At 56.8% G+C, this 20870-nt stretch carries 20 protein-coding genes; 9 read left to right on the top strand and 11 right to left on the bottom strand.

What is annotated here, in order from left to right; genetic code table 11:
• The first annotated feature begins 37 nt into the window (after positions 1 to 37).
• Entirely contained in the window at positions 38 to 1375 is a 1338-nt protein-coding gene (locus QOT07_RS00980) for an IS4 family transposase (RefSeq protein WP_219017319.1), read from the top strand.
• Positions 1376 to 1417: 42 nt separating this feature from the next.
• On the opposite strand, the gene rpoH is transcribed toward QOT07_RS00980, so the two are convergent.
• The 4 genes from rpoH to ftsY all read right to left on the bottom strand — a co-directional run bounded on the left by rpoH (position 1418) and on the right by ftsY (position 5750).
• Positions 1418 to 2275 carry an RNA polymerase sigma factor RpoH gene (rpoH, locus tag QOT07_RS00975; protein ID WP_085116506.1) on the bottom strand — a complete coding sequence of 286 codons (858 nt, stop codon included), beginning with the start codon at positions 2273 to 2275 and terminating at the stop codon, positions 1418 to 1420.
• Between the two features lie 316 nt (positions 2276 to 2591).
• Complete coding sequence (gene ftsX / locus QOT07_RS00970; RefSeq protein ID WP_012004693.1) at positions 2592 to 3545, bottom strand: permease-like cell division protein FtsX; 954 nt, start codon at positions 3543 to 3545, stop codon at positions 2592 to 2594.
• Positions 3535 to 4206, bottom strand: a complete 672-nt coding sequence (ftsE, locus tag QOT07_RS00965; protein ID WP_012004692.1) for a cell division ATP-binding protein FtsE — start codon at positions 4204 to 4206, stop codon at positions 3535 to 3537. The genes ftsX and ftsE overlap by 11 nt, the downstream gene beginning before the upstream one ends.
• 5 nt (positions 4207 to 4211) lie before the next feature.
• Positions 4212 to 5750 carry a signal recognition particle-docking protein FtsY gene (gene ftsY / locus QOT07_RS00960; protein ID WP_207978547.1) on the bottom strand — a complete coding sequence of 513 codons (1539 nt, stop codon included), beginning with the start codon at positions 5748 to 5750 and terminating at the stop codon, positions 4212 to 4214.
• A 223-nt stretch (positions 5751 to 5973) separates the two neighbouring features.
• Between ftsY and rsmD the strand changes: the two genes are divergently transcribed.
• Entirely contained in the window at positions 5974 to 6594 is a 621-nt protein-coding gene (gene rsmD / locus QOT07_RS00955; protein ID WP_099062149.1) for a 16S rRNA (guanine(966)-N(2))-methyltransferase, read from the top strand.
• Complete coding sequence (locus QOT07_RS00950) at positions 6584 to 6856, top strand: DUF1145 family protein (protein WP_006317223.1); 273 nt, start codon at positions 6584 to 6586, stop codon at positions 6854 to 6856. Before rsmD ends, QOT07_RS00950 begins: the two co-directional genes overlap by 11 nt.
• Before the next feature lie 27 nt (positions 6857 to 6883).
• Here QOT07_RS00950 and QOT07_RS00945 read toward each other — a convergent pair whose 3' ends face one another.
• A complete protein-coding gene (locus tag QOT07_RS00945) occupies positions 6884 to 7240 on the bottom strand; it encodes a DUF2500 domain-containing protein (protein ID WP_099062150.1) in 357 nt (118 codons plus the stop codon).
• Positions 7241 to 7400: 160 nt separating this feature from the next.
• Between QOT07_RS00945 and QOT07_RS00940 the strand changes: the two genes are divergently transcribed.
• Positions 7401 to 8027, top strand: a complete 627-nt coding sequence (locus QOT07_RS00940; RefSeq protein WP_085116501.1) for a lysoplasmalogenase — start codon at positions 7401 to 7403, stop codon at positions 8025 to 8027.
• 37 nt (positions 8028 to 8064) lie between these two features.
• On the opposite strand, the gene QOT07_RS00935 is transcribed toward QOT07_RS00940, so the two are convergent.
• Positions 8065 to 8442, bottom strand: a complete 378-nt coding sequence (locus tag QOT07_RS00935; RefSeq protein WP_283602424.1) for a protease inhibitor Inh/omp19 family protein — start codon at positions 8440 to 8442, stop codon at positions 8065 to 8067.
• Positions 8443 to 8494: 52 nt separating this feature from the next.
• Entirely contained in the window at positions 8495 to 9958 is a 1464-nt protein-coding gene (locus QOT07_RS00930; RefSeq protein WP_099062152.1) for a serralysin family metalloprotease, read from the bottom strand.
• Between the two features lie 614 nt (positions 9959 to 10572).
• On the opposite strand from QOT07_RS00930, the gene QOT07_RS00925 reads away from it, so the two are divergent.
• Entirely contained in the window at positions 10573 to 12888 is a 2316-nt protein-coding gene (locus QOT07_RS00925; protein ID WP_283602423.1) for a zinc/cadmium/mercury/lead-transporting ATPase, read from the top strand.
• A gap of 65 nt (positions 12889 to 12953) precedes the next feature.
• Here the strand turns inward: QOT07_RS00925 and tusA are convergent, their stop codons facing one another.
• Positions 12954 to 13199 carry a sulfurtransferase TusA gene (gene tusA / locus QOT07_RS00920; RefSeq protein WP_207978558.1) on the bottom strand — a complete coding sequence of 82 codons (246 nt, stop codon included), beginning with the start codon at positions 13197 to 13199 and terminating at the stop codon, positions 12954 to 12956.
• Between the two features lie 276 nt (positions 13200 to 13475).
• Between tusA and QOT07_RS00915 the strand changes: the two genes are divergently transcribed.
• The 3 genes from QOT07_RS00915 to QOT07_RS00905 all read left to right on the top strand — a co-directional run bounded on the left by QOT07_RS00915 (position 13476) and on the right by QOT07_RS00905 (position 15009).
• Complete coding sequence (locus QOT07_RS00915) at positions 13476 to 14141, top strand: 7-cyano-7-deazaguanine/7-aminomethyl-7-deazaguanine transporter (protein WP_112349343.1); 666 nt, start codon at positions 13476 to 13478, stop codon at positions 14139 to 14141.
• A gap of 3 nt (positions 14142 to 14144) precedes the next feature.
• Positions 14145 to 14273, top strand: coding sequence for a hypothetical protein (locus QOT07_RS25880; RefSeq protein WP_283602422.1), 129 nt, complete (start codon positions 14145 to 14147; stop codon positions 14271 to 14273).
• 172 nt (positions 14274 to 14445) lie between these two features.
• Entirely contained in the window at positions 14446 to 15009 is a 564-nt protein-coding gene (locus tag QOT07_RS00905) for a DcrB family lipoprotein (protein WP_085116498.1), read from the top strand.
• A gap of 28 nt (positions 15010 to 15037) precedes the next feature.
• On the opposite strand, the gene glpC is transcribed toward QOT07_RS00905, so the two are convergent.
• From glpC to glpA, 3 genes are read right to left on the bottom strand one after another with little or no spacing between them, the layout of a single operon-like run.
• Positions 15038 to 16237, bottom strand: coding sequence for an anaerobic glycerol-3-phosphate dehydrogenase subunit GlpC (gene glpC, locus QOT07_RS00900; protein ID WP_099062159.1), 1200 nt, complete (start codon positions 16235 to 16237; stop codon positions 15038 to 15040).
• Entirely contained in the window at positions 16234 to 17505 is a 1272-nt protein-coding gene (glpB, locus tag QOT07_RS00895; RefSeq protein ID WP_283604265.1) for a glycerol-3-phosphate dehydrogenase subunit GlpB, read from the bottom strand. The genes glpC and glpB overlap by 4 nt, the downstream gene beginning before the upstream one ends.
• Positions 17495 to 19138 (bottom strand): anaerobic glycerol-3-phosphate dehydrogenase subunit A, encoded by a 1644-nt coding sequence (gene glpA, locus QOT07_RS00890; RefSeq protein WP_099062161.1) that lies wholly within the window; start codon positions 19136 to 19138, stop codon positions 17495 to 17497. Before glpA ends, glpB begins: the two co-directional genes overlap by 11 nt.
• Before the next feature lie 365 nt (positions 19139 to 19503).
• On the opposite strand from glpA, the gene glpT reads away from it, so the two are divergent.
• The gene (glpT, locus tag QOT07_RS00885) at positions 19504 to 20859 is read left to right on the top strand and encodes a glycerol-3-phosphate transporter (RefSeq protein WP_099062163.1); all 1356 of its coding nucleotides are present in this window, start codon (positions 19504 to 19506) and stop codon (positions 20857 to 20859) included.
• Positions 20860 to 20870 lie beyond the last annotated feature (11 nt).

Genomic DNA, 20870 nt, shown 5'->3' with positions numbered 1-20870 from the left:
CAATATAACGGCTTCCATTACAGGGAGCCGTTTTCTTATGCCACTTCTCGATGACCTGCTCAGTTTTAGCGACCAGCCTTTGTTACCGCCACCTTCTGCGCAGATTTTTGCTGAACATCTTCCTGTTGAATGGCTCCAGCATTGCCTTTCTCTGTCTACCCATGCCACCGTCAGACGCCGCCGCCTGCCCGGGGACATGGTGGTCTGGATGGTCGTTTGTATGGCCTTCTTTCGTAATGAGCCCATTACCGATATTGTCCGCCGCCTTAACCTCAGTGCCGATGGCGAAGCCGGCACGCAGCTTCTGGCACGCAGCGCCATTACACAGGCACGCCAGCGTGTCGGTGCTGCCCCTGTTGAATGGCTGTTTCGCCAGACAGCACGAACCTGGGGGACTGAACGCTATCCCAAAGATGACTGGAGAGGATTGCAGCTCTTTGCCGTCGACGGTGCACAACTGCGTACGCCCGATGAACCGGAACTTCGTGCGCATTTTGGTTCCAGTAACACCTCTACAGACCGACAGAGTCCTTTTCCGGTGATGCGTCTGGTGGCGTTGATGAACCTGAGCAGTCATGTTCTGCTGGATGCGGTCACCGGGCCTTACCGGTGTAGCGAGACCCGGTTGGCGCATGACCTGATTAAGGCGTTACCGGATAACTCCATCACCCTGTTTGATAAGCTATTTTTTAGTGCGGATTTACTAACAGGGGTGAACCATGGCGGCGAAAATCGCCACTGGCTACTGCCTGCCCGCAAAGGGATGGTCGCAGACGTGCAGGAAAGCTACGGAGCGGGCGACCGTCTGCTAAAAATGAAAGTCTCTGCGCAGGCTCGAAAGCAAAACCCGGCCCTTCCTGAGTCCTGGTATGCCCGGGCGGTCAGTTACGATATCGGCGGTGTGGAGAAAACCGTGCTGACTTCATTGCCTGCGGATCGTTATCCGGCCAAAGCGGTGGCGGAGCTTTATCATTCCCGATGGGAAATCGAAGTGGGTTTTCGCAATATCAAAAGCAGCCTGCAGAGTAATGCGATGGTGCTGAGAAGCCGCAAAGTGGAGTTGCTGCATCAGGAAGTGTGGGGGTTGCTGCTGGCTTACAACCTTATCAGGCGGGAAGCGGCGCTGACGGCAAAACAGTATAAAAGAGCGCCGTCGGAGATGAGTTTTAAATTTGCTTTTGGGGTAATAGCGACGGAACTGATAGTGCTGGGTAATACGGTATCCCCCGGAACGATACCGAAACGGCTGATGCACCTGAGGGGGAGTTTGGAGGCGATGTTCATAACAAAACGCCCCCGACCATCAAGGCCGAGGGCGGTTAAGATATCAAAAACCCGTTATCCGGTGAATCGTTATGCCTCACCACTTAAGTGAACGGCATTGCGGCGAGCCGGGCTTTTTAACGCTTACGCGGGATTAGGCTTCGATCGCCATTTTCAGTTTCTTCATGGCGTTCTTTTCTAGCTGGCGTACGCGCTCAGCAGAAACACCGTACTGATCGGCCAGCTCTTGCAGCGTGGATTTATTGTCGTCGTCCAGCCAACGGGCACGAATGATGTGCTGGCTACGCTCGTCCAGGCCTTCCATCGCATAGGCCAGTTTGTCTGCGGCGTTGCTTTCCCAGTTATCTTCTTCGATACCTTCGGCGAAGTCAGAGCTTTTATCCTGCAGGTACAGCACTGGCGCCATCGACTGGCCTTCACGGGCGTCGTCGTCCGGCGTTGGATCGAAAGTCATATCCTGTGCCGCCATACGAGACTCCATCTCGCGCACGTCCTTGCTGGTCACACCCAATTCACGGGCCACCAGTTCCACCTCGTCCTGATTAAACCAGCCCAGACGCTGCTTGGTTTTACGCAGGTTAAAGAACAGCTTGCGCTGTGCCTTGGTGGTCGCAACTTTAACGATACGCCAGTTGCGCAGTACGTACTCGTGAATTTCTGCCTTGATCCAGTGCACCGCAAAGGAAACCAGACGCACCCCAACCTCTGGGTTGAAGCGGCGAACAGCTTTCATCAGGCCGATATTACCTTCCTGGATCAGATCCGCCTGCGGCAGGCCGTAACCAGAGTAATTCCGGGCAATATGAGCGACAAAGCGCAGGTGAGACAGGATGAGCTGCTTAGCGGCTTCCAGATCGCCCTGATAATGCAGCCGTTCAGCCAGCTCCCGCTCTTCCTCTGCCGTCAGCATCGGATAGGTGTTGGCGGCCCGAACATAGGCTTCCAAACTGCCCAGGGGCACTAAAGCTAAAGTTTGCATTTCTTTGGTCATTCAAACCCTCTCTTGAAAAAAACAGGTCATGCAGGTGATTATCACGGCGGGGAAATGATTGATTCTACGGCAGTTGCTATTGCAAAAGCGGTCCACACGCCGGGCACCATAACATTTTGCTGCAGATTTTGACCGTGTTCCGCCCTATTAGTTCACAGTTTTTCGATCACATTGTGCATGACAATACGTGACGAAGACTCAGGCCGATAGGGAATTTGTGCGCAAAGAAGAGACTGGATGGTGCTTGGATTGGTGCCGGTAGCTCTTCTCCCGCAACACGCTCGGAGCAGCAGGAGAAGAGTATACCAAAAAAACTTTATTGTGGTGTAAATCGACGTAAATGTTGCACCGTCGCCAGCCAGGCGGCGATCCAGCCGATCATCGCAGAGACAATCAGCAGTAACAGTGCTTCATCCCAACCCAACCCATGCAGGGTAAAGGTGGTGCCAAAGACCTTGGCCACGCCGGTGACCACCGACTCCAGACGCCACACCATCCCGCCGGACAACAGCAACGACAACAATGCGCCAAAGAAGCCCAGCATCGCCCCGCCGTTCAGGAACGGCCGCAGGATAAAGCCGTCGGTCGCGCCGATCAACTTCATCACGTTGATGGTGTCACGACGGCTGAAGATGCTCAGCCGCACGCTGTTACCGATCACCAGGAACACCGCCACAATCATCAGCACGCCGATCATCGCAGCCACCTGGCCCACCAGTCCGGTCAGCGCCGCCAGGCGGGCAAACCAGCTGTCATCCATCCTTACCTCATCCACACCCTGTACCGCTGCCACGCGATCGCGCAGGGTGTTGAGGGTGTCGGAACTTTGGAAGCTCATTTTCGGCGTAATAATGGCGACCGCCGGTAACGGGTTCTCTTCCAGCATGTCCAGTGCGCCGCCAAAGCCGGACCAGTTGCGGAATTCACCGCGGGCCTCTTCACGCGACAGGTAATTCACTTTCTCTACGCCGGCTTCCGCCTTGATGGCGTCGAGCACTTTCACCGCCGCGTCGTCATCGAGGGATTTATCCAGATAAACCGTCAACTGCGGCGTTGGGTACCATTGGGTCGCGGCGGTACTGACGTTTTTCCAGACGATGTAACACACGCTCGGCAGTGTCAGGGAGATGGCAATCACCATCACCGTCAACAGCGTTGCCAAGGGTTGGCGCAGCATATCCTTGATGGCGTTCATCCAGGCGTAACGCCATTGTTCACGCCAGCCGCCGCGCAGCGCTTTGCTCTTGGCGGTTTTTGCGTTATTCGCCATGATGCGCTCCTCCAGCCATACGACCCTGGCTCAGGCGCAGAGTGCGGTAATTGCGACGGGCAATCAGCCCGGTGTCATGGGTGGCCATCAGCACGGTCACGCCAACACGGTTAAATTCTTCAAACAGGCGCAGAATGCCTTCCGACAGCGCATCATCCAGGTTACCGGTTGGCTCATCCGCCAGCAGCACCGCCGGTTTGTTCACCACCGCACGGGCAATGCCCACACGCTGTTGCTCACCACCTGAAAGCTGGATCGGGAAGTTTTTCGCCTTATCCAGCAGCCCGACCTTGTCCAGCGCAGCAGAAACGCGGCGGCGGATGTCTTCGGTACTGGCACCGGCGATAATCAGCGGCATCGCCACGTTGTCATACACCGTACGATCCAGCAGCAGATGGTGATCCTGGAAAATCATGCCGATCTGACGACGCAGGAACGGCACCTCACTGTTTCTCAGGCGACTGATGTCGTGACCACCAAACCAGATATGGCCGGCGCTCGGCCGTTCGATGCCACAAATCAGTTTCAGCAGGGTACTTTTACCCGCGCCGGAATGGCCGGTCAGAAACGCCATCTCTGCCGGGCGCAGATGAAAATCTACCCCCTGCAGTGCCTGCCGTCCGCCCAGATAAGCTTTACTGACCTGTTCAAAGCGAATCATCCGTATTAATCCTCTCGGGCAAAAAGTGCCTCAATAAAATCGTCAGCCTTAAACGGCCGCAAATCTTCGATGCCTTCCCCAACGCCGATATAGCGAATCGGGATAGCGAACTGATCGGCAATGGCAAAGATCACCCCGCCCTTGGCGGTACCGTCCAGTTTAGTCAGTGTGATACCGGTTAAGCCTACGGCTTCATTAAATAATTTCGCCTGGCTGACCGCATTTTGTCCGGTGCTGGCATCAAGAGTCAGCATAACCTCATGGGGGGCCTGGTCGTCCAGTTTTTTCATAACGCGGACGATCTTCTTCAGCTCTTCCATCAGGTGCGCTTTATTCTGCAGACGCCCTGCCGTATCGGCCAGCAGTACGTCGATACCGCGCGCCTTGGCGGCCTGTACGGCATCGAAAATCACCGAGGCGGAGTCTGCGCCAGTTTGCTGCGCGATGACCGGAATACGGTTACGTTCGCCCCACACCTGCAACTGCTCCACCGCTGCCGCACGGAAGGTATCCCCCGCTGCCAGCATCACCGATTTGCCTTCCGCCTGGAACTGGCGAGCCAGCTTACCGATGGTGGTGGTTTTACCCACGCCGTTCACCCCAACCATCAGAATGACATACGGGGTTTTACCACTAACATCCAGCGGCTGTTCAACTTTAGTCAGAATTTCAGACATTTCCTCCTTCAGCTTGCCGTACAACGCCTCAGCATCTTTCAACTGCTTGCGGCTGGCGTGTTGGGTCAGGGAGGTAATGATTTTACGCGTGGTTTCCACGCCGACGTCGGCAATCAGCAGCTGTTCTTCCAGCTCTTCAAACAGATCGTCATCGATTTTCTTGCCACGGAACAGACCGATAAAACCGGAACCCAGATTCTGCTTGGTTTTCACCAGGCTGCGCTTCAGGCGGGCAAAGAAGCCTTCTTTGGTCGGGCGTTCCTGTTCCTGAGTCACCGCAGGGGCCAGCAGCTCAGGTTGCTGTTGTTCAATCTCTTCAATAATGGCCGGTGCGACGATAATCGGCTCCAGCGCCACGCTGGCCGGCAGAGGCTCTGGCTCTGGCGCAATCACCTCAGGTTCGGGCTCGACCACTTCAGGTTCAATCACAGCAACCGGTTCTGGCTCAGGTTCGATAACCGGCTCAGGTGCAATCACTTCCGGTTCAGGCTCAACCTCGGCAATCGGCTCGGCGATCTCCTCTACTACCGCAGGTTGTTGCTCTGCCGCCACCTGTTCGGTAAGGATAACAATCTCTTCTGCCAGCGTTTCTGCCGCTGTAGGGTGCTCGGTCACCACCGGCACGCTTTCGGCGATATGTTCGCCGGTCAGGCTGCCGTCCCATTCGCCAGGGGTCTCTACGGAGGCGGCAGGTTCAGATTCCTGGGCGGGAAGCTGGTCATCCAGCTTGGGAGCAACCGGTTCAGCCGGGGTCTCCACGGCCTGATTTTCCGCCGGTTCTACCGACGTTTCAGGTTGCTGTTGCTCTTCTTCCTTCTGGCCGAAGCCCAGCCAGGAGAAAAACCCGCGTTTCTTATCTTTTGCCATGTTATGACTCTACTCCGTACCGAAGGCTTGCTTATACTGACAATTATTCCGCCGAGTCTATCACTTTCCCTCGCGCAGCAACACGCATCCGGTATGCTTTCCGCTGTGAAATCAGGCAACAAAGTTTTACCGTTTCCCCCGGCGCGTCTCACCGGTAGAATAGAGGCAACTTTTCGTTAACTTGTGCGGCCTTCACCGCCCCAGAAAGAAATAAAGCAAACCTATGACAAGAATATCGCCCCGGGCGTCGGCCAAAAAACCGCCTCAGGCTGCGGCCGGGCAGATCCGCATTATCGGCGGCCAATGGCGTGGACGAAAACTGCCGGTACCGAATAGCCCAGGGCTGCGTCCAACCACCGACCGCGTCCGTGAAACCCTGTTTAACTGGCTGGCACCGGTGATCCAGGGCGCGCGCTGTCTGGACTGTTTTGCTGGTAGCGGCGCACTCGGCCTGGAAGCGCTGTCACGCTATGCCGGCAGCGTCACGCTGTTAGAGTTTGAACGCCCGGTGGCGCAGCAGTTGGAAAAGAATCTGGCGCTGCTGCAAGGCAAAGGCAAGGTGGTCAATACCAACGCGTTAAGCTGGCTGGCAGGCAAAGCTCAGCCGTTTGACGTCGTGTTCCTCGATCCACCTTTTCGCAAAGGGCTGCTGGCGGAAACCGTCACGCTGCTGGAGCAACAGGGCTGGCTGGCCGATGAGGCCTGGATCTATGTAGAGGCCGAAGCCGAAAGTGCCGCCACGGACGTCCCGGCCAACTGGCAGCTACACCGTGAAAAAGTCGCCGGTCAGGTGGCTTACCGTCTTTATATCCGTTCTCAAGAGAAAACCGACAATGCTGATTAATCTGGGTCGCCTGCTGATGCTGTGCGTATGGGGCTTTCTGCTCTCCAATCTGTTTCACCCTTTTCCCAAGCCGCTGAAGTACTTCATCGACGTGGCGCTGTTCTTTATGGTGGTGATGCACGGGCTGCAATTGGTGTTGCTGAAGTCGACGCAACCTAAAGATCAGCCGATAAGCTACTGGCAGGAAGCCAAGATCTTCATCTTTGGCGTTTTCGAACTGCTGGCCTGGCAGAAAAAACAGCCGCCGATCAAAAGAAAATAACACCACGCGGGCGCGGGATCGGGAGCCCTACGGCTGAGCGGTAAAAGAGACAAAGCGTGTGCCCTGTACGAGCAGCATGCCCTGCGCACCTTTCTCTATAGGGCCGTATTGCTGCTGTTTCAGCCGCAGGGTAATGTCCTCTCCCCCACGCTGCGGGTGGAACACCACTTCATACCGCATCGCTTCATTGACGATATGTTCGCGCTGGCGTGAACGGTTATTTGAAGCAGGGAACTCACGCTTATCGCTCACCGTAACCTGCAAGCTGCGAACCGGCGCGCGGTCGTTTTCCGCCTCCGAACGGCGCTGGTTGAAATAGCGATGCGTCGCCAGTACGGCGATCAACGCAATCACGGCGACAAAAAACAGCGGTGGCTTACTCATCTTGATTCCCATTCCCTTCGCGGTTAAATCGGCGTAAACATAGCATTCTCAAGAAAGCGTTGTCGATTACAGGCGTGCTGCCTACACTGCAATCAGGAAGTGACACTGGTGACAATTTGGAGCCGGAGGCTGTGGCTCCCATAATGAATAAGGAAGACATATGAGTTGGCCGTTCCTTGCCGTATTCTTTTCCGGTTGGCTGTTCGTTGACGCCTCCTACCGCGGGCCACGCTGGCAACGTTGGGTGTTTAAACCGGTTACCCTGCTGCTGCTGTTATTACTGGCCTGGCAAGCGCCGGTGCTCGGCCCAGCGGGCTATCTGATTGTCCTCGGCCTGTTGGCGACGCTGATCGCCGACGCACTGTTACTGCTGCCGCGCGAACGCGTGCTGTACGCCATCGGTGCATTTTTCCTGTCGAATCTGCTGTATACCCTGAGTTTCGCCAGTCAGATGACCTTCAGCCTATTTTGGCCGCTGCCATTGGCGCTGCTGGTGATTGGTGTGCTGTTGCTGGCGACTATCTGGACCCGGCTGGAAGAGATGCGCTGGCCGATTGCCACCCTGGTAGCAATGACGCTGCTGATGGTGTGGCTGGCGGGGGAACAGTACTTCATGCGCAGCACCGATTTCGGTTTCTCGCTGCTGGCGGGGACCTCACTGCTGTTGCTGGCCAACGTGGTGTGGCTGCTGAATCGCTATCGCTTTACCTTCCGCGCAGCCGATGCGCTGGTGGCATTCTGCTACTTCTCGGGCCATTTCCTGATTGTACGTTCGCTTTACCTGTAATTTCTCAGGGCGGGTTCGGCTGCCGAACCCGCTATGATTACACCAGCGCCTTCAGCGTCAGGCCGTCACCCGCACCTGGCTGGTTACGATAAATATCCCCGTCGCGCGAAAAGAACGCCAGCGTGCTGCCGTCCGCCTGTAGCAGAGCGATGCCATCCGGCGCCGGACGCCAGCCGACCACTTCAGCCGTTAACACCTTCTTCAGGCAATTCTGCCGATCCACCAGCTGAAAGCCGTTAGTTGCACGCTGTTCACTGGCCAAAAACTCGATCTGGCACTGTTGTTGCGCATCAGCGACTTGCCATTGCCCGGCCAGTGACCCTGCGGTAGGAAGAACCAAACTGCTGGCCATAACTGCCCCCGTAACCATTATGCTCCCCGCCATGATGGCGGTACGCGCCAAGCTGCCTTTCATATCGGCTCCTGCATAACGCCCGGCCAGGTTGCACCGGGCGTTATCCTCACGGTTACACGATAAAATCAGTGGTGACGTCTACCTGACCCACGATTTTCACCAGGAAGTCCGGCGCCTGATGGCCGCCGATATTCAGGGCTAAATCGCTGACGTTATTTGACGCATTGTAGGACAGCAAGGCTTCGCCCACGGCGCCGCTGAAATGATCGACGAAGTGGATTTGATCGCCGCCCTGTTTGCCCTGATTGAAGAACGACAGGTCAATTTTGTCGGCGCCTTTCTGGAAATCCTTGATCACATCGGAAGCGCCCGGTGCGGAATCACTGACCGCAGAGAAGACAAAGATATCCTTGCCTGCGCCGCCCCACAGTTCATCCGCTCCGCCACCGCCGAACAGCACGTCGTTGCCCGCACCACCTTTCAGCACGTTGTTGGCCGCATTGCCAACGAGCACGTCATTGCCCGACCCGCCGATGGCGTTCTCAATGGTCACACCCGCCGCGATAGACACGTTGCCTTTCAGCCCGCCCACGTCGGAGAAGGACTTCTCGTTCAGGTTGATGCGCTGGTTGGCGGTGTAACCGGAGAAGTCGAAAGTGTCATTACCGCCCGCATCCCAGGCAGCAAAGATCACTTTCTGTGAGTTGCTGGTGGTGCTGAGGAAATCGCGGCCAGTATTGGAGTTGAAGCCATACACGGTGTCGCCGGTACGGGTCGACAGGTTGGCACCATACAGGTGTTGAATAGCGGCGATGTCATCCAACAGCGGTGCCGCTGCATAGTGTCCGCCGTTATCACCGCCGGTGTTGGTTTCACTCCAGTAGCTCATCAGGCTGAACTCGCGGGTGTCCTCGGCATAGGTGACGTCATTGTAGGTTGGGTTGCCCTCACCGGCGTTGTACTCACCCGGGTGGCTCAGGCCCAGCGCATGACCAATCTCGTGGGTAAACGTCTGACGGCCATAGTCTTCGCTGGCCGGATGTTTAACGTTGGATTGGTTGACGTTGTACCAGGTCTGGCCGCCCAGATCCTGACCCTGATAAATGGTATTCGGCAGGAAGGCGTAGGCCTGGGTGTCGTAGTCATAATGACCGGGACGATCCTGACTGTAGTTGCCGAAGGTGATATTGGCCTTTTGGCCGGCGGCAACTTCGGTGAAGGTGAGATTGGCCACGTCAGACCAGGATTGCAGTGACAGTTTGGCCTGTTGCTGCTGTTCCGCGCTGAACTTGCTCAGCCCAGTGTCGCCGGCGACGTTGGTGGAGGAGAATTTATAGTCCGGGAACGAGAAAGTTAATTTGGCCGGTTGACCAAAAACTTTATAACCGTTCCAGGTTTGGTTCTCACGGGTAATAAACAGCCCAGCTTGTTCGTTTGAAAATGAGTCCTTGCCATTAACCTGGATCCCGTTGCCACGCTCGTGGTAATGCAACAGATCGTCTACAGCATTGTAGCCGGACCCGGTCGCTGCGAGGCTGGATTCAGTAACTTCAATTGCCTTTTTAGTAGATTGCATTGGTTCGATTCCACTCATTAGCTGATCGTTATCAATCAGACAGATAGACATAACCTGCCAGACAGCCACGAAGAAGGATCCGTCGGCTAACCGGCAGGGACTTATGCGCCGTTACCGGCAGTGTGTTAGATAGAATTAATGCATATATATCAGCAAATAAGATTACCGCCATAAATGGTAATCGATTCCAATTATAGGCAGGACCGCAAAACTGAACATAAAATAATCAGCTATATATTTTCACAACGAAGGAGACTTATGCTGGGTTTTGGCGATCTTTACAATCTAAATGAAACTTAATCGTCACATGTTAGCAACAAACTTCAACAAAAATGCGGCCTGCAGGTGCAAGCGGATCGTGCTGGCATTTAAGTGACAAAAAGTTAAATTTAGCTAAAGAGTTATAGATTAATAACTCTTTATTATTAGCCGCCGGGACCTTTAAGTTTGTATTGGAATAACATCTTATTATTTCGCCTAACGGCCCTGATCCACCCGCGATAACTCCCGCCTCACAGTTAGCAATAATTCTCATCCGCTGCTTGACTCTGGAGTTGACTCCAGGGTGTAGAGTCTGGCCAATGAACTTCATTAACGGCCCGGAGGGGGACGCTATGACTCACCATGAAAAGCATAATCATCAGGAACATCACCACGCGGAAGGCGGCTGCGGTTGCAACCACAGCCACAGCAAAACCCAGCACGGTTGCAGCAGTGAAAAGCCAAGTGTCGCCAGCCCTGGTGAACATGCCCATACGCACGATCATGGCGCAGGCGGTTGCAGCACTGACGATCATGAGGATCCGGATGAGGAAAGCGACAGATTAGCCGCCGCCCCTCTCTCCGGTAGCCAACGCTACAGCTGGAAAGTCACCGGCATGGACTGCCCAAGCTGTGCCAAGAAAATTGAAAATGCGGTGACGGCGCTCCCGGGTGTCGACAACGCCCGCGTGCTGTTTGCCACCGAAAAACTGGTGGTCGACGCCCAATCCGATATCAGCCAGCGCATTCAGGATGCGGTGAAACAGGCCGGTTTTACCCTGCTCGGTACCCAGACCACCCCAGCCGATTTGCCAAAAACGTCACGCCTTGGCGAGTTTGGCCCCCTGTTGCTGCTCACTGCGCTGATGATCGTCAGTTGGGCACTCAGCCTGGTTAACCCCGAGCTAAGCCGCATTGCCTTTATCGCCACCACGCTGGTAGGCCTGGCCCCGGTCGCCACCAAGGCGGTACGCCTGATCCGCTCCGGCACGCCGTTTGCCATCGAAACCCTGATGAGCGTCGCGGCCATTGGCGCACTCTTTATCGGCGCGACCGCCGAGGCGGCAATGGTATTGCTGCTGTTTATGGTTGGCGAGATGCTGGAATCCTATGCCGCCAACCGTGCGCGACGCGGCGTAAAGGCGCTAATGGAGCTGGTGCCGGAAGACGCCCTGCTGTTGCAGGGAACACAACGCAAACGCGTCCCCGTTGCCAGCCTGCGCCCCGGCGATGTGATTGAAATTGCCCCCGGCGGCCGTCTGCCGGCCGATGCCGAGCTGCTCAACCCGTTCGCCAGCTTCGACGAAAGCGCCCTGACCGGCGAATCTGTACCGGTCGAACGTCAGCAGGGCCAGAAAGTCGCAGCGGGCAGTTTGTCGGTCGATCAGGCCGCGCAGATGAAGGTCATTTCCGAGCCGGGTAAAAACGCCATTGACCGTATCCTGCAACTGATTGAAGAAGCCGAAGAACGCCGTGCGCCGATCGAACGTTTCCTCGACCGTTTCAGCCGTTACTACACCCCGGCGATTATGCTGCTGGCCATCGCGGTGATCCTGGTGCCACCGTTGCTGTATGCACAGCCCTGGGATATCTGGATTTATCGCGGCCTGACCCTGCTGCTGATCGGCTGTCCTTGTGCGCTGGTGATCTCTACCCCGGCGGCGATCACCTCTGGATTGGCAGCCGCCACCCGTCGCGGTGCGCTGATTAAAGGCGGTGCGGCGCTGGAGCAACTGGGCCAGGTGCAAACCATCGCCTTCGATAAAACCGGTACGCTGACAGAAGGCAAACCGACGGTGACCGATGTGCTCCCGCTCAACGGCATCAGCGAACAGCAATTGCTAACCCTGGCCGCCGCCGTCGAGGCCGGTTCCCATCATCCGTTGGCGCAAGCGATTATCAACCGCGCCGAACAGTATGGCGTGCCTCTGCCGCTGGCACAGGGCCGTCGCGCACTGGCAGGCGTTGGGGTCGAGGGTGTTATCGACGGTAAAACCCTGCTGATCAGTGCTCCCGCCAAGCTGGCCGCAGGCCTGCTCACTCCGCAAGACGTCAGTCAGGTAGAACGACTGGAAAATGCCGGTAAAACGGCGGTGGTGGTACTGGAAGACGGTATTCCGATTGGCCTGCTGGCACTGCGTGACACACTGCGTAGCGATGCCAAACAGGCGATTGCCGAACTGAAAGCGCTGGGGATCAACGGGGTGATGTTAACCGGTGACAACCCGCGTGCGGCGGCGGCGATTGCCACTGAGTTGGGGCTGGATTACCGGGCCGGGCTGCTGCCGGAAGATAAAGTGAAGGCGGTGACTGAACTGAGCGAACTGCGGCCAACGGCGATGATCGGCGACGGCATCAATGATGCACCGGCGATGAAAGCCTCCAGTATCGGCATCGCGATGGGCAGCGGTACCGACGTGGCGCTGGAAACCGCCGACGCGGCGCTGACCCATAACCGGCTGGTGGGCGTGGCGGAAATGATCCGTATCTCACGCGCAACACACGCCAATATTCGGCAGAACATCACCATTGCGCTAGGGCTGAAAGGGGTATTCCTGATCACCACCCTGCTGGGCCTGACCGGGCTGTGGCTGGCGGTGCTGGCGGACTCTGGCGCCACCGCGCTGGTCACCGCCAACGCCCTGCGACTGCTGAAGAAGCGCGACTAAGTCATAACACACCCCAGGGGCAGCGAATATCTTGCCCCTGGGGTGTCATAATATGGCTACGGTACTTAGACGCCCTTACGTAACAGGTAGCGGTAAGGCGCGGCGTCGGTTTCCTGCGCCACCAGCGTGTGTTCCATAAAGCGGCAGAACCCCGGAATATCGCGGGTGGTGGCCGGATCATCAGCAATAATCAGCAGCGTTTCACCGTCATCCATATGGCGTACGGTTTTACGCACCATCATTACCGGTTCCGGACAGCGCAGCCCCAGCGCATCAAGCGTCTGGTCGGCCTGGGCAAATAAGTCAGTCATGCAATTTTTCTCGGTCAAAAGCGATCGGCGAACGCTCGCCGCATCTCATCAGCGCCTAGTTTACGCCGGTAGTTTTTCTGCGCAAGATGCGTTAACGTTTGCGTTAAATTTAACCATTGCATTGGTTGCGCAAACGCGTATCATGCGGCCGCGCAGCTTATTTCGCTGCTTTGATAACGATACCCTATGGCTTTCAAGTTGCAGCTAGGCGACCAGCTTGAAAGACGACGGGTATCAATTTGGGTTCCCTCACCCCACTATTAAAAAGGCTACAACATGTATTCGTTTACTGCTCGGCAGCGCCTTACCGCGTTAGTCTGGCTATCGCTGTTCCATATTGTCATCATTACCTCCAGTAACTACCTGGTGCAGTTGCCGATGTCCATTTTCGGCTTTCATACCACCTGGGGTGCATTTACCTTCCCGTTTATCTTTCTGGCTACCGATCTGACGGTGCGAATTTTCGGTGCCCCGCTGGCACGACGCATCATTCTTTCGGTGATGGTACCGGCGTTGTTTATCTCGTACGTGATTTCCACCGTGACCTATCAGGGCGAATGGCAGGGCTTTGCCGCACTGGGTAGCTTTAATCTGTTTGTGGCGCGTATCGCCGTCGCCAGCTTTATGGCTTATGTACTCGGCCAGATCCTCGACGTTCACGTTTTCAATCGCCTGCGTCAGCGCAGTGCCTGGTGGGTTGCCCCTGCCGCCGCCATGTTCCTCGGCAATATCAGCGATACTCTGTCGTTCTTCTTTATTGCGTTCTACAAGAGCAGCGACGCCTTTATGGCCAACAACTGGGTTGAGATTGCCCTGGTGGACTACAGCTTCAAAGTGCTGATTTGCATGCTGTTCTTCCTGCCGATGTATGGCGTTCTGTTGAATATGCTGCTTAAGCGTATCGCCGCCCGCCAAGACAACGGCAGCCTGCAAGCAGGCTGACCCGTGTTATCATTGGCGGCCTGCATCGATCCGGAGGCCGCCATGACCATCACCACCCGCCACGCCACCTTCGAAGAAACTCACCGTCTTTATCAGCAAATCCCCGAATTCGGCAACCTGCACAGCCGCTGATGATGCTCATCGGCCGTCACTATCAGATTGTTCAACTGGAAAAGAAAGGCGAAGTGGCTGATTATCGGCTATTACTTGAGAAAACCTTGTGACAACATCAGCCTTGCATTTCAACGTGGAATAGGTTGCGATAAGGCAGTGAAACCCTACCTGAAAGGAAGAAGGAAGCCCAATGCGTAAAGTAGCAAAATTGATGGGTATCAGCCTGTTAGTGCTTGGCCTGGCGGCCTGTGACGGCGAAACCAAAGACACCAAGGCGTCGGCAGGTGATGCCGCAGCCAGCGCCCCAGCCGGGCAACAGGTGAGCTTGCTGGATGGCAAGCTGGCATTCACCCTGCCGGTGGGCATGGCGGACCAAAGCGGCAAGCTGGGCAATCAGGCGAACAACATGCACGTTTACGCCGACAGTACCGGCCAGCGCGCTCTGATCGTGATCCTCGGCGATAAAACAGCCGACAGCCTGGAAACCCTGAGCAAGCGTCTGGAAGATACCCAGCGCTCGCGTGACGCCAACCTGCAGGTGATCACCAACAAAGCCATCGACGTTAACGGCGTACCGCTGCGTCAATTGGACAGCATCATCACCAGCGGCGGCGAGAAAGCCTATTCCTCTATCCTGATCGGCACGCTGGACAACAATATGCTGACCATTCAGGTGACGCTGCCGGCGGATAACCAGCAGCAAGCGCAGAGCGAAGCCGAAGGCATCATCAAAACGCTGAAACTGAACAAGTAATCTTACTCTGGGCGCAGCCCGCTGCGCCCTATGCCAATGCCTGCGCCAACAAGGTGATCGGATGTTCGCAGCGCTTGCTGGTCGACATCTCGATTTGCCATTTGCAGGTTTCGCAGTCCGTGACCACCAGGTCCACCCCGCTTTCCTCTATTTGACGGAACAGCGACGCACCAATGCCCTGCGACGTCTCATAATTCTCCGATTTAAATCCATAGGTGCCGGCAATGCCACAGCACTGCGAATCCAGCACCACCAGCTCCAGCCCCGGTATCTGTCGCAACAGCTCCAGCGTATAGGCAGTCCAGCCCATTTTCTCCATATGGCATGGCGTATGGTAGGCCACCCGCAGCGGTGTGTGTTTCAGCGGTAACTGACGACCCTGATTGAGCAGGCGGTACAGATAGCGCGTCGCCAGCTCCACCCGCTCGCGCACCGCCGAGGTATCCACTTCCAGCAAATGCGGATATTCATCGCGCAGGGTAAAAGTACAGCTGGAAGAGGTCGCCACCACAGGGATACCCCGCTCCAGCACCGCCTCGTGCAGCGATTCGGCATTCACCCTGGCCTGTTTTTTGGCCTGGGCGATAAAGCCATTGGCGATCAGCGGCACGCCGCAGCATTTCTCGCGTTTCAGCAACTGCACGCCAATATCCATCGCATTAAAGACCTTGATCAGATCCTTACCCAGTTGCGGGTGGTTGTAATTGACGAAGCAGCCGTGGAAGAATGCCACCTGCTCGGCATAACGCTGTTGGGCCTGAGCCTGCTGGCGATACCAGCGGCGGAAGGTGCCGAACGAGTACTTTGGCAGTTCACGCCGATGGTCAATTTTCAGCGCCTTGTCGAGCAGGGCACGCACCGGTTTTAACCCGGTGGCGGCGTTCACAATCGGCGCAAACGGCGTCGACAGCGAACCCATCAGGTCGGTATGGCTGAGGATGGCGTCGCGCAGCGTGGGTTTGCTCTGGGCAAAGTCGGCACGGGCGCGCTGAATGATGTCGCCGATTTTGACGTCGGACGGGCAGGCCACCTCACAGCGTTTGCAGTTGGTGCAATACTTCAGCGCTTCGTCATACAGCGCCGGATCCTTCAGCCGCAGGCGCTCGCCGTCCGGCCCTGCCTGTTTGGGCCCTGGGTAGAGCGGATTGACTTTGGCCACCGGGCAATAGGTGGTGCAGACGGTGCACTTGATGCAGTTTTCAAAGCTGTTGTCTTTCTGCAGGCTCATGGACGCTCCTCCTGTGCCGCAATCTGTTGCGCGACGTACAACGCCCCAATCAGCGAAACACCCGCACCGCAGCCCTGCTGCAGGGGATCATAGCCGCCGGTCACTGCACCGATGGCATACAGGTTGCTCAGGGGCTCTCCCTGCCTTAAGGCCCGCAGCCGCTCATCGGTGCGTACCCCAAATTGCAGGTAAGGCTGCGGAGCAAACAGATTACGGTGGCTCCAGTCAGCGCGATCCGCCCGGCTGTCGACATCCAGCCCAAACACCGGCTCACGTATGCCCTCGAAGTCCGCCACCAGCCCGTTGCTGAAAAAGCTGCCGCTGGCCAACACCACCTGTTGCGCCAGCAACGGAATATCGGTGTGGTTGCGGGTATAGAGGCCGGTGACTCGCCCGGCTTCGATATCCGCCCGCAGCACGCTGTCACCCGGCATGAACACGCCGCCCAGTTGCTGCAGACGCGAACGCAGGGCCTGGTGCAGGCGCATGCCCAGTACCGAAGGCGGCAACGTCGGCAACAGACGGATCGGTTTACCCACCGCCATCTGCAGTGCTGCCAGTGAGCTATCATTTTCCAGCCCCAGACAGGCGGGCAGGAAGATCGCCTCGGCATCACCGGCCAATCGGCTCACCTCGTCCGCCATCGGCGTCAGGTTTTCCGGCAGATCCAGCACTCTGGCAATATTCACCGCCCGGAACTCACTGGGGTTGTTGCGCAGCCGGTCGAGCGACGGCAAGTGCATATAAGCGACTTCCGCCTGGATACCCAGGCTCTGCGTCAGGGAACTGGCGGCCAACTGTGGCTGAAAATCCAAAAATCCTTCGATGCCAATCACCGCGATACTTTTCCACGGCAGTTCGCCGTCCAACGGCGTGACCGGGATGGCCTGAGGACTGAGCCAGGTCGCCCGACGCGTGCCTAATGGCGTAACCCGCAGATGATTACGTTCACTGCTGCCCTGCAGGCTCAAACCACAGCGCTGCAGCAACTGAGCTGCGTCGTCCGACAGTGCCGCCACCCGTTCGGCACCTATTAGCGCATAAGGATGCCGTGGCGCCTGTAGCGCAAGCGCCGGCATTGCCGCCAGGGGTGAGGTTACCGGGGTGCCGTCGGGTAGCTGCGCCAGCAGATCCAGCGATCCGGATGAAAAATAGAGCGCGCTTTGGCCTGAGCTGACCACGGCGCAACGCTTACCCTGTTCCGCCAGCCGAATGGCACAGGTCATGCCCGCCAGGCCGCCGCCAATCACCACTACGTCAAATCGCATCATCGGCCTCCTGTTCCCCCCGGGCATCGAGCCCGCACAATCCCTGGTAAACCCAACTGGTAAATTCACTTTCACGCAATGCATCACCCCAGGCGATCGGCCTTACTCCTTTCCAACGTTCGTTGAGGAAATGCGATAGCTGATCGATCGACTGCTGCGGGGTGGTGACGTTAAAACGCGTCAGCAACCCGGCGGCACGGCAGGCGCAGAGTTCTCCCTGGCAGGTGCCCATGCCGACACGGGTACGGCGGCGCAGATCGACCAGGTTATTGACGGTAAGGGAGTTAACCGCATAGCGCACTTCACCGGCGGTGACCGCTTCACATTCACACACCAGGCTGTTATCCAGCCGATCGCCGGCCGGTACCTGACTGGCACGATCGCCGTGGCGATACACCGCCGAACCACGAATGCTGGCAGGCAGGGAAACCACGCTGCGCACCGTCTCTTCCGCCGACTGACGGGAGCCGGGCAAGGCTTCCTGCGCGGTGGTACAGGGGCTGTCTAACCCAAGCTTTTCACACACTTTATCGGTCGCCCATTGCGCCATCAGCCGGTAGGTCATCAACTTGCCGCCGGTAATGGTGATAAAGCCTTCCAGCCCGTCGCGACTGGCATGATCGAGCAGCACGATGCCACGGCTGACATTGCGACCGCTGGGGTCGTCATCGCTGGCCACCAGCGGCCGCACACCGGCATAGGCACGCAGAATACGGGTCTGAGCCAGTTCCGGCGCCAACAGCGCCCCCTCACGGATCAGAATGTCCACTTCCTGCGGCGTCACCAGCATGTTGTCGATCTGGTCATAATCAATGTGGGTGGAGGTGGTGCCAATCACCGAAATGGTGTCGCCCGGCACCAAAATGTCGGCATCCGCCGGTTTGCGGCAGCGGTTGATCACCATGTTATTGATGCGATGGCCGAGGATCAGCAGAGCGCCCTTGGCCGGGAACATACGAATGCGCAGATCGGCATATTCCGCAATCTGCTGGCCCCAGATACCGGCCGCGTTGACCACCACCTCGGCGTGAATATCGTAGTGGCGTGCCGATTGATGGTCGAAAACGCGCACGCCGGTTACGCGATCGCCCGCGCGAAGTAAACCGACCACCTGATGATAAGTGAGGATCTGCGCACCGTGCTCACGGGCATCGAGCATATTGGCGGCGGTCAGACGGAAGGGGTCGACAGTGCCGTCCGGCACCCGCACCGCACCGATCAGCGCCGGGTTGGCGGCCGGCTCCAGGCGCAGCGCCAACTGCGGGTCAATTGCTTCGGCTTTGATACCAGCGCTGTGGCAGGAGACAATAAACTGTTGTTGGTAGGCCAGCGAATCCTGCGGCAGCGTGATAAACAGCCCATCGGTACGCTCGATGCAGTGATGCGCAATGCGCTTGAGGATTTGGTTCTCTTCTATGCATTCGCGCGCCGACTCACCGTCGGTCACCGCATAGCGTGCTCCGCTGTGCAGCAGACCGTGGTTACGGCCGGTGGCACCGGTGGCGATATCGTGGCGCTCCAGCAGTATGCAACGCAGGCCACGACGCGCACAGTCACGAGCAATGCCCGCTCCGGTCGCACCGCCGCCAATGATGATCACATCCGTTTCGTTATCCGGTGAATGACTGCTCATGAGGCTCTCTCAGGATCCGTGATTATTGGCCTATTGAGCCACAGTCATTGGGGTCTTTGTTTGATAAGGAACAATAACGAACTATAAACGAAAACCAAATGTCCACAAAAAACCATGAATGTGATCATAATCACGATTTTTGGGCGTTTTTCTATTTCATAACGTTAACGAATCGCTCAAAATCCGCCGGTGTTTCATAAAAGTGTAACAATTGCGCCATTCATCACAGCGACACCAGGCTGATTTGACTAGGATGACGCTCGTTATGGAACAAAAAAACACCACATTCGATATCCGCTCAATCATCAAATGAACGTAAAAGGTCATATTGATGTGATAACTAGATAAAGCCATCGGAGGCGCTCATGTTGAGTATTTTTAAGCCGGCAGCACACATTTCCCGTGTGCCGGTCGACAAAGTCGACCCGCTGTACCGTAAATTGCGCTGGCAAATTTTTATGGGGATTTTCTTCGGTTATGCCGCCTACTACCTGGTGCGCAAGAACTTCACCCTGGCCATGCCTTATTTGATCGACCAGGGCTTCAGCCGCGGTGACCTCGGTTTCGCGCTGTCCGGTATTTCCATCGCCTATGGTTTTTCCAAATTCATCATGGGGTCGGTTTCTGACCGCTCCAACCCCCGGGTGTTCCTGCCCGCCGGCCTGATCCTGGCTGCCGCAGTGATGCTGTTCATGGGCTTCGTGCCATGGGCGACTTCGAGCATTGCGGTGATGTTCGTGCTGCTGTTCCTGTGCGGTTGGTTCCAGGGTATGGGCTGGCCGCCATGTGGCCGTACCATGGTGCACTGGTGGTCGCAGAAAGAGCGCGGCGGCATTGTTTCGGTCTGGAACTGCGCCCATAACGTGGGTGGCGGTCTGCCGCCATTGCTGTTCCTGCTGGGCATGGCCTGGTTCAACGACTGGCACGCTGCACTGTATATGCCGGCCTTCGGTGCCATTCTGGTGGCCCTGATCGCCTTCGCATTGATGCGTGACACCCCGCAATCCTGTGGCCTGCCGCCGATTGAAGAATACAAAAACGATTATCCGGACGACTACAGCGAGAAAGCGGAAGAAGAGCTGACCGCCAAGCAAATCTTCATGCAGTACATCCTGCCGAACAAGCTGCTGTGGTACATCGCCGTGGCCAACGTGTTCGTTTACCTGCTGCGTTACGGCATCCTGGACTGGTCACCGACCTACCTGAAAGAAGTGAAGCACTTCTCGCTGGATAAGTCTTCCTGGGCCTATTTCCTGTACGAATATGCCGGTATCCCGGGCACCCTACTGTGTGGCTGGATGTCGGACAAGGTGTTCAAGGGCAACCGTGGCGCCACCGGCGTGTTCTTTATGACCCTGGTGACCATCGCTACCGTGGTTTACTGGCTCAACCCGGTCGGTAACCCTGGCATCGATATGGCCTGTATGATCACCATCGGTTTCCTGATTTACGGCCCGGTAATGTTGATCGGTCTGCACGCACTGGAACTGGCGCCGAAGAAAGCGGCCGGTACCGCTGCGGGCTTTACCGGTCTGTTCGGTTATCTGGGCGGTTCGGTCGCAGCCAGCGCCATTGTCGGCTACACCGTTGACTACTTCGGTTGGGACGGTGGCTTTATGGTGATGATTGGCGGCAGCGTCGGCGCAGTATTGTTGCTGTTGTTGACCATGCTGAGCGAGAAAAAACACCACGCGGAAATCGCTGCCAACAAACGCGGTTAAGCGTCATACAA

The organism is Serratia proteamaculans, assembly GCF_949794035.1.
In the GTDB taxonomy this organism is placed as follows: domain Bacteria; phylum Pseudomonadota; class Gammaproteobacteria; order Enterobacterales; family Enterobacteriaceae; genus Serratia; species Serratia proteamaculans.
The sequence above is the reverse complement of the archived record's forward strand: the minus strand, read 5'-3'. Positions and strand labels throughout refer to the sequence as shown.

What these genes read in the sequence shown, in the direction of transcription:
- QOT07_RS00945 (WP_099062150.1), bottom strand. Translation starts at nt 7,240, where the DNA reads ATGAGTAAGCCACCGCTGTTTTTTGTCGCCGTGATTGCGTTGATCGCC.
- ftsY (WP_207978547.1), bottom strand. Translation starts at nt 5,750, where the DNA reads ATGGCAAAAGATAAGAAACGCGGGTTTTTCTCCTGGCTGGGCTTCGGC.
- glpB (WP_283604265.1), bottom strand. Translation starts at nt 17,505, where the DNA reads ATGCGATTTGACGTAGTGGTGATTGGCGGCGGCCTGGCGGGCATGACC.
- QOT07_RS00925 (WP_283602423.1), top strand. Translation starts at nt 10,573, where the DNA reads ATGACTCACCATGAAAAGCATAATCATCAGGAACATCACCACGCGGAA.
- ftsX (WP_012004693.1), bottom strand. Translation starts at nt 3,545, where the DNA reads ATGGCGAATAACGCAAAAACCGCCAAGAGCAAAGCGCTGCGCGGCGGC.
- QOT07_RS00940 (WP_085116501.1), top strand. Translation starts at nt 7,401, where the DNA reads ATGAGTTGGCCGTTCCTTGCCGTATTCTTTTCCGGTTGGCTGTTCGTT.
- QOT07_RS00950 (WP_006317223.1), top strand. Translation starts at nt 6,584, where the DNA reads ATGCTGATTAATCTGGGTCGCCTGCTGATGCTGTGCGTATGGGGCTTT.
- ftsE (WP_012004692.1), bottom strand. Translation starts at nt 4,206, where the DNA reads ATGATTCGCTTTGAACAGGTCAGTAAAGCTTATCTGGGCGGACGGCAG.
- rsmD (WP_099062149.1), top strand. Translation starts at nt 5,974, where the DNA reads ATGACAAGAATATCGCCCCGGGCGTCGGCCAAAAAACCGCCTCAGGCT.
- QOT07_RS00915 (WP_112349343.1), top strand. Translation starts at nt 13,476, where the DNA reads ATGTATTCGTTTACTGCTCGGCAGCGCCTTACCGCGTTAGTCTGGCTA.
- tusA (WP_207978558.1), bottom strand. Translation starts at nt 13,199, where the DNA reads ATGACTGACTTATTTGCCCAGGCCGACCAGACGCTTGATGCGCTGGGG.
- glpA (WP_099062161.1), bottom strand. Translation starts at nt 19,138, where the DNA reads ATGAGCAGTCATTCACCGGATAACGAAACGGATGTGATCATCATTGGC.
- glpC (WP_099062159.1), bottom strand. Translation starts at nt 16,237, where the DNA reads ATGAGCCTGCAGAAAGACAACAGCTTTGAAAACTGCATCAAGTGCACC.
- QOT07_RS00980 (WP_219017319.1), top strand. Translation starts at nt 38, where the DNA reads ATGCCACTTCTCGATGACCTGCTCAGTTTTAGCGACCAGCCTTTGTTA.
- QOT07_RS00930 (WP_099062152.1), bottom strand. Translation starts at nt 9,958, where the DNA reads ATGCAATCTACTAAAAAGGCAATTGAAGTTACTGAATCCAGCCTCGCA.
- glpT (WP_099062163.1), top strand. Translation starts at nt 19,504, where the DNA reads ATGTTGAGTATTTTTAAGCCGGCAGCACACATTTCCCGTGTGCCGGTC.
- rpoH (WP_085116506.1), bottom strand. Translation starts at nt 2,275, where the DNA reads ATGACCAAAGAAATGCAAACTTTAGCTTTAGTGCCCCTGGGCAGTTTG.
- QOT07_RS00905 (WP_085116498.1), top strand. Translation starts at nt 14,446, where the DNA reads ATGCGTAAAGTAGCAAAATTGATGGGTATCAGCCTGTTAGTGCTTGGC.
- QOT07_RS00935 (WP_283602424.1), bottom strand. Translation starts at nt 8,442, where the DNA reads ATGAAAGGCAGCTTGGCGCGTACCGCCATCATGGCGGGGAGCATAATG.